Genomic DNA, 7,641 nt, shown 5'->3' with positions numbered 1-7,641 from the left:
TGAGGTTGCCGGCCATCGAGTTGACTGAGTCGGTGAGATCCTTCCACGTACCGGCTACGCCGGGCACGTTGGCCTGACCGCCGAGACGCCCTTCCGAGCCCACTTCGCGGGCCACCCGCGTCACTTCGCCGGCGAACCGATTCAGCTGGTCCACCATGGTGTTCAGCGTTTCTTTGAGCTGCAGGATTTCGCCGCGGACGTCCACCGTGATCTTGCGGCTCAAGTCGCCATTGGCGATCGCCGTTGCCACTTCAGCGATGTTACGGACCTGACCGGTGAGGTTGCCGGCCATGAAGTTCACGTTATCGGTAAGGTCTTTCCAGGTTCCGGCCACACCGGGCACGTTAGCCTGGCCGCCGAGCTTGCCTTCGGTTCCCACCTCGCGGGCTACGCGGGTCACTTCTGACGCGAAGCCGTTGAGCTGATCCACCATTGTATTGATGGTGTCTTTGAGCTCCAGAATTTCGCCCTTCACGTCCACGGTGATCTTGCGGGAGAGGTCGCCGCGGGCCACGGCAGTGGTCACTTCAGCAATGTTTCTCACCTGGGCTGTCAGGTTGCCGGCCATTGCGTTGACTGAGTCGGTGAGATCCTTCCAGGTGCCGGCAACGCCGGGCACCACGGCCTGACCGCCGAGCTTGCCGTCCGTACCTACTTCGCGGGCCACACGCGTCACTTCGGAAGCAAAGGAGCGGAGCTGATCCACCATCGTGTTAATGGCTTCTTTGAGCTGCAGAATCTCGCCGCGGACGTCCACCGTAATCTTCCGGGAAAGGTCACCGGAAGCCACGGCCGTCGCCACTTCCGCGATATTACGCACCTGGCCTGTGAGGTTCGAGGCCATGGAGTTGACCGAGTCAGTGAGATCCTTCCAGGTACCGGCCACGCCAGGCACCACTGCCTGACCGCCAAGCTTGCCGTCTGTACCCACTTCGCGGGCAACACGAGTCACTTCTGAGGTGAAAATCGACAGCTGCTGGATCATCGTGTTGACGATGTTGGCGGAGCGCAGGAACTCGCCTTCCAGCGGCCGGCCGTCCACGTCCAGACGGACGGTCTGGGTCAAATTGCCCTGCGCAACGGCGGCGATGGCGCGCGTGACTTCGGTGGTGGGACGGAGCAGGTCCTCCACCAGGGTGTTGACCGAGACTTCCATCTCGTCCCAGGCTCCGCGGCGGCGCTCCACCCGGATACGCTCGCGGGTCTTGCCTTCCTTGCCTACCGCCTGCCCTACGCGCTTGAGTTCCAGCGCCATTTGCTGGTTGGCTGTCACGATCTCATTGAAGCTGTCGGCGATCTTGCCGGCCAGGCCCGTCCAGGTCACCGGCAGGCGGACGCTGAAATCGCCATCACGCATGGTTTGCAGGCTTTCCAGAATGGCGGCCATAAACGGCGTTTCGGCGTAGCCGTCGGCATTTTGAAGGCCGGAGGCCGTTCCCTCGGACCGGCGACGATTGGGATCGTCTTGGCCAAGGCCTGGTTGTTCAATCGAAGTTGCCATTTCTACTGCTCCTGCGCAGGAAATCAAAGGCGGGGCACCCACAAACGTAGAAATGCCTCAAAACCAAGAAACAGTACAGCCGGTTATAGGAGGCGGTTTTGGCGTAAGGGAATGCTCTGAATGAAATTCGATGCGAGATCCGCCATTCTGGTTGTTTTTAGATCTCTTTTGGATGCAGCCATATATCTATGCGCCCGCTGACCGCGGCCATCTGTTATCGGTAGTAGACACCCGCAAAGTCGAAAGCGCTGCAATCAGGGTCGCACATCCTGAGGGTGTGTTCAATGGGCGACGGACCGGAGATCCCCGTGACGGCGCCTTTTAGGAATGCGCATTGTGCGTTGTTGTATTGGGCCGCTATTGTGAGGACGTGAGTCTATATTGTTCGACGGGCGCGGTCGACAGGGAACTTCCTCGCGAAGAACTGCAGGAGCTGCTGTTTGCGGCGCTCGATCGCCTGGGCTCGCGGTCACGCGTGCTCGCCGTGCCGCCCGACCTGACCCGGATCCACTCCCAGGCTGGCCCGCTCACCCATATGGCCTATCAGTACTGCGGCGATCGCCTGGCCGCCGTGCTGCCGGCCCTGGGAACGCATGCGCCCCTCCGTCCCGAGCAGATCACGCACATGTTTGGCGACATCCCGCAGGAACGCTTTCTGGTTCACAACTGGCGAACCGATATCGAGACGCTGGGCGAGGTCCCCGCCGACTATATCCGCGAGCAATCCGAAGGCAAGCTCGATTACCCGTGGCCGGCACAGGTGAACAAGCACATTGCCCACGGAGACTTCGACCTGATCCTCTCCATAGGGCAGGTGGTGCCGCATGAAGTCATTGGCATGGCCAATTACAACAAGAACATCCTGGTTGGAACCGGCGGCCGCGAGGGGATAAACCGCAGCCATTACCTCGGCGCGGTGTACGGCATGGAGCGCCTGATGGGCCGCGCCCAGAACCCCGTCCGCAACGTGCTGAACTACGCGGCGGACCGTTTCTTGAAGCACCTGCCGATCGTCTACGTGCACACCGTCGTGGGGCGGAAGAACGACGACGGGCTGGCCGTGCGCGGGCTGTTTATCGGCGACGATGAGGAATGCTTCCTCAAGGCCGCCGAGCTGAGCGTGCAGGTCAACTTTGAGCATCTGGATGTGCCGATCAGGAAGGCCGTGGTGTACCTTGACCCGCACGAGTTCCATTCGACGTGGCTGGGAAACAAGGCCGTGTATCGGACCCGCATGGCGCTGGCTGATGGCGGGGAACTCATCATCCTCGCCCCGGGCGTTCGTGAGTTCGGCGAAGACAAGCGCATCGACGAGCTGATTCGGAAGTATGGTTATCGCGGCACGCCGGCAACATTGGAGGCCGTCCGCGACAATCCCGACCTCGCCAGCGATCTGAGCGCTGCCGCCCACCTGATCCACGGCTCGTCCGAGGGCCGCTTCAGGATCACGTATTGCCCCGGACAACTGAGCAGGGAAGAGATCGAAGGCGTGGGTTTCGCTTATGGCGACCTGGCCGAGATGATGCACCGTTACGATCCAGACAAGTTACAGCACGGCTTCAACTCGGTGGATGACGAAGAAATCTTCTTCATCGCCCATCCGGGTCTGGGGTTGTGGGCGCATAAGTCGCGGCTGAGTGAGTGAGGGGAAGATCAGATGCGGGGCGATGGACCCGCCCAGCATCTATGGCGAAGCTAGGGCCGGACCACGAAGATCTTGTCGCTCTTCAGCGTGCCGCTCGGTGTGCTTACCGTGATGTAGCCCGTAGTGGCGCCGGCCGTACCGCCTTGACTGATTCAGGAATAGCGAGCTTGGCTCAATTGGGATTTCAGGCAGGAGAGTTCTATCAATCGGAGACAGGATGTATTTCAGTGCGCGGTCCCGGTATATCACCTGGCTGTCGTGCAGGCTGGTTGATTATGTGCGCATAAATCGCGACTCGCTCAATAAATCCTGCATTGCACCGCGATTGTGATCATTACAGGAACAGGACGCTTACCTTTGTAGATGCTTGGCTTGAAGCGGGCCCGTCGCACGGCGTCAATCGCTTTCTGATCCAGGCCCATCCCCAGCGGACGAGTGACGCGGACGTTTTGGGGCATACCGAAGCTGTCGACGATCAGGGTGAGCATGACCTCGCCCTGATACTTTGCTTTGGTGCCTGAACCCAACTCGATGATTGGTGCTGCCAGCAGCATCACAGGCGGACTTAAGTCGGGTCCAGGCTGGAAAACGCCGCCAGTGAAGTCATTCGGAATGGCGTTTGAGTACGTTACGTCTTTCGGATAGATGTCAGTCGGAGCGAGGCGCAGTAGCGGCTGCGAGTGCAGGTCAAGGTATGGCGGGCCTGATCCGGCTTGTGGATGCACGGGGCAGGCCTCGAGCGTCAACGTTACCGATTGTGTCACCGGCACCGGAGAGCCATTCGACTCGCCCGGCTTGAACCGCTCCTCAGCGAGCGCTACCAAGGCTAGCCTGTCGAGATCACTGCCGAGCGGGTGAACGAACAGCATGTTTCGCGGTACGCCGGAGATGTCGACGATGATTGCGAATGTAACTTCGCCAAAAACCGGTGTTTCGCAATCTGTTGTCGCGAATCTGTGGGGCAACGGTTGCGGCGCGGTTACGCCGTTGCCTGCCTGAGAGACGCGAACTAATTCCGGCGATGATGGCTCCAAAGTAGCCTGCGATTTGGCCACGAAGACTGCGGAGAGAAACAGTGCTGAGCAAAACAGAGCGGCGTGCATCAGGTCTCCCTTCAAGCAGCGGGATTGTTTTACAACATTCCCAGTTCCTTCAGCAGAAACGCGTAGTCGAACGCGATCTCCTTCAGGTAGTCATACCGCCCACTCGCACCGCCGTGTCCGGCCTTCATGTTGGTGACTAGCAGCAGGGGATTGTTATCCGTCTTGAGGGTGCGGAGTTTGGCTACGTACTTGGCTGGTTCCCAGTACATGACCTGGCTATCGTGCAGGCTGGTCTTGACCAACATGGAGGGGTAACTCGCCGCCTTCAGGTTGTCGTAAGGCGAGTAACTCAGCATGTACTTGAAATACTGCTCCTCGTTCGGATTGCCCCACTCTTCGTACTCGGGCACGGTGAGGGGCAGGGAAGCGTCCAGCATGGTATTCATCACGTCTACAAACGGCACATGTGAGATCACGCAGCGGAACAGGTCAGGCCGCATGTTGACGACTGCGCCCATCAGCAGGCCGCCGGCCGAGCCGCCCTCAATGGCGACACGCGCCGGATCGCCATAGCCGTTCGCGGTGAGGTGCTCGACTGCCGCGATAAAGTCTGTGAAGGTGTTGCGCTTGACCAGCATCTTGCCGGCATCGTGCCACGTCTTACCCAGGTCGCCGCCGCCGCGAATATGCGCGTATGCAATGACCACTCCACGATCCATCAGGCTCAAGCGACTGGAGCCAAAGCCAAGCGGCAGAGCGTATCCATAGGAGCCGTAGCCATATACATAGAGCGGGTTTTTGCCGGCTGCGCGCTTGTCCTTCCGGTACACAATTGAGACCGGCACCTTTGTGCCATCGGACGCGACGGCGTTGACGCGCTCGCTCGCATAGAGTGTGCGGTCAAACCCGCCGGGCACCTCCACCTGCTTGAGCAGAGTGGATTCCCCGGTGCCGAAGTCGTACTCGAACACGGAACTTGGCGTGACCAGCGACTGGTAAGAGTAGCGGAATTTGCGTGTGTCGAAGATGCGATTGATGTGCGGATAGGCACTGTAAACGGGTTCGGGAAAGGCGATCTCGCCAATGTCTTCCGCCACCGGAGAATCGGCGACGAACCTCCACAAGCGCAACCGCGGCAGGCCATCCTCTCGGTCGCAGGCGATGTAGAAGCGGTTGAAGATGTCCACATCCTCCAGCATGACGTTTTCACGGTGCGGAATGCGCTCGATCCAGTGCTCGCGCTGGGTCGCGATGACGGGCGTGGTGACCAGGCGGAAATTCCGTCCGCGGTCGTTGGTGCGGATAAACCACAGCCCCCCGCGGTGTTCCACGTAGTACTCGTGCTCGTCCTCGCGCGGCAGAATGATGGCGAATGTCCCTTCCGGGTCACCGGCGGGGATGAATCGCGCCTCGGTTGTGGTGTGGCTGGCGGACTCCATGATGATGAAAAGGCCGTCCCTCGTGCGCCCCGCGCCGATGTTGAAGCGCTCATCGTCTTCCTGGTAGATCAGGACATCGGCTGGATAGGGAGTTCCGCGCATGTGCCGCCACAACTGGAACTGCCGCTTCTGCTCCTCGTCTTCCACCGTATAGAACAGGTTGAAGTTGTCCGCGGCCCACACGACGGAGCCGACGCGCGTCACGGAACCGGGCAGCAACTCGCCGGATTCGAGATCTTTGATAAAAAGCGTGTACTGGCGGAACCCGGTGTAATCCACGCTGTAAGCAAGCCAGCGCCCATCATCGCTAATGTCCGTGCCGCCAATCGAGAAGAACGCATGGCCCTCCGCCATCACGTTGCCGTCGAGCAGCACCTCTTCCTCCGCCCCATCCTCGGGCCAGTCGTCTGTCCCGCGCTTGCGGCAGAAGATGGCGTACTGCTTGCCCTCCTCGGTGCGCGAGTAATACCAGTGATCGCCGTCGCGATAAGGGACCGAGACATCGGTCTGCTTGATGTGGCTGAGCATCTCGTTGTAGAGCTGATCGCGCAGAGCGGCCTGCGGCGCCATGTAGGCCTCGGCGTAGGCGTTCTCGGCTTCGAGATACTCGGTGACGTCGGGGTTCTCTTTGTCCCGCAGCCAGCTGTAGTCATCGGTGAGCACGAAACCGTGCAGAGAGGTCTCTTTGTGCTCTGCACGAGCGACGGGAGGAGTTGCAACCGAATTCTGGTTCATCGATTACAAGTTTATTCGGTCACTCCGGGGAGCTCGACTGGGGAACTTGCAGACCCCGCCACACGTACAATCAGTAGCGATGAACTCCTCTTATCGCACTATTGCGAAAGGGTTGCGACTGACCATCGTCGCGACCCTGCTTTTTACCGCTGCCCTGCTTCGCGCCGAACGGGTGGAGGACCTGCCCAAGCCCACGGATTACGTGAGCGATTACGCGCATGTCCTCACGCCGGATGCGATCGCGCGCATCGACCAGCTCTGCAAGCAGCTCGATACGCAGGCCAACGCACAGGTGGCGGTGGTCACAGTCCATACCATCGGGGACGAAGACCGCGACCAGTACGTCAATCGCCTGTATCACCAGATGGGCATCGGAAAGAAGGGTTCAGACCGTGGCCTGCTAATTTTTCTGTCGGTCAACGACCATCAGCGCAGAATTGAGGTGGGTTACGGCCTGGAGGGCATCCTCAACGATGCCAAAGTGGGCGATATTGGCCGCGAGATGGTGCCTTACCTGCGGCAGAACAACTTTGATGCCGCTGTGATGACGGCAGCAAAAGAGGTTGGCCAGGTTATTGCCGGCGACGCCAAGGTGACTCTGCAGGATTCGGGTGACGACTGGCAGTTGCCGCAGCCTCAGCAGCAACAACAGCAGCGCCGCGCCCGTCACGGAAACCCGCTGGGGGGATTCATTCTGCTGATCATTCTTCTGGTGGTGTTTGGCGGTGGGTGGATCTTCCGGCTGCTGTTTGGCTGGGGTCTGCTGTCGGCGCTGTTCGGCGGAGGCCGCGGCTGGGGCGGCGGCGGTTGGGGTGGTGGAAGCTGGGGCAGCGGCGGGGGCTGGGGTGGTGGTGGCGGGGGTGGTGGGTTCGGCGGCTTCGGCGGCGGCGATTCTGGCGGCGGCGGAGCGGGCGGAAGCTGGTAGAAACAGGGACTAGCAAGTAGCGGGCAGGAAGTAGCAAGAACCAAGCAGGTGGCTCGAGAGAGCCGGAGGAGAAAGTAATTTATGCGTCGTGGATCCATGATCCTTCTGGTCGTCATTGGCGTCTTCGTAATCGCCGGGCTGTTCGTGTATGGCAGCTTTAAGAGCGCCCAGAATCAGATGGTGCAGAAACAGCAGGAGGTCCAATCCAAATGGTCGGATGTGGACGTCAACCTTCAGCGCCGCGCCGACCTTATTCCCAACCTGGTCGAAACCGTGAAGGGGTTCACCAAGGAAGAGAACAGCGTGTATGCGGACATAGCCAACGCGCGTGCCGGATTGCTCCGGGCCAACAC

Annotated in this window: 6 protein-coding genes; 3 read left to right on the top strand and 3 right to left on the bottom strand. The window is 60.1% G+C overall.

Annotation, left to right across the window (positions count from 1 at the left end):
- On the bottom strand, positions 1-1,501 hold a 1,501-nt coding region (locus tag VGL22_RS11900), incomplete at its 3' end, for a HAMP domain-containing protein (RefSeq protein WP_465267145.1).
- A gap of 370 nt (positions 1,502-1,871) precedes the next feature.
- Between VGL22_RS11900 and VGL22_RS11895 the strand changes: the two genes are divergently transcribed.
- On the top strand, positions 1,872-3,146 hold the full coding sequence (locus tag VGL22_RS11895) for a nickel-dependent putative hexonate epimerase (protein WP_465267144.1): 1,275 nt from the start codon (positions 1,872-1,874) through the stop codon (positions 3,144-3,146).
- Positions 3,147-3,445: 299 nt separating this feature from the next.
- Here VGL22_RS11895 and VGL22_RS11890 read toward each other — a convergent pair whose 3' ends face one another.
- Together VGL22_RS11890 and VGL22_RS11885 are read right to left on the bottom strand one after the other, a co-directional pair.
- Positions 3,446-4,249: an energy transducer TonB gene (locus VGL22_RS11890; RefSeq protein ID WP_465267143.1), complete on the bottom strand. Its 804-nt coding sequence runs from the start codon at positions 4,247-4,249 to the stop codon at positions 3,446-3,448.
- Positions 4,250-4,278: 29 nt separating this feature from the next.
- The gene (locus VGL22_RS11885) at positions 4,279-6,363 is read right to left on the bottom strand and encodes a S9 family peptidase (RefSeq protein ID WP_465267142.1); all 2,085 of its coding nucleotides are present in this window, start codon (positions 6,361-6,363) and stop codon (positions 4,279-4,281) included.
- Between the two features lie 79 nt (positions 6,364-6,442).
- Between VGL22_RS11885 and VGL22_RS11880 the strand changes: the two genes are divergently transcribed.
- Together VGL22_RS11880 and VGL22_RS11875 are read left to right on the top strand one after the other, a co-directional pair.
- The gene (locus VGL22_RS11880) at positions 6,443-7,288 is read left to right on the top strand and encodes a TPM domain-containing protein (protein ID WP_465267141.1); all 846 of its coding nucleotides are present in this window, start codon (positions 6,443-6,445) and stop codon (positions 7,286-7,288) included.
- 81 nt (positions 7,289-7,369) lie between these two features.
- Positions 7,370-7,641, top strand: a 272-nt coding sequence (locus tag VGL22_RS11875) for a LemA family protein (RefSeq protein WP_465267140.1), incomplete at its 3' end; no start/stop codon positions are given.

The organism is Occallatibacter sp., from assembly GCF_036502485.1.
GTDB lineage: Bacteria > Acidobacteriota > Terriglobia > Terriglobales > Acidobacteriaceae > Telmatobacter.
Note: the sequence above shows the minus strand (reverse complement) of the source record. Positions and strands in the feature narration are given on the sequence as shown.

What these genes read in the sequence shown, in the direction of transcription:
- VGL22_RS11890 (WP_465267143.1), bottom strand. Translation starts at nt 4,249, where the DNA reads ATGCACGCCGCTCTGTTTTGCTCAGCACTGTTTCTCTCCGCAGTCTTC.
- VGL22_RS11885 (WP_465267142.1), bottom strand. Translation starts at nt 6,363, where the DNA reads ATGAACCAGAATTCGGTTGCAACTCCTCCCGTCGCTCGTGCAGAGCAC.
- VGL22_RS11880 (WP_465267141.1), top strand. Translation starts at nt 6,443, where the DNA reads ATGAACTCCTCTTATCGCACTATTGCGAAAGGGTTGCGACTGACCATC.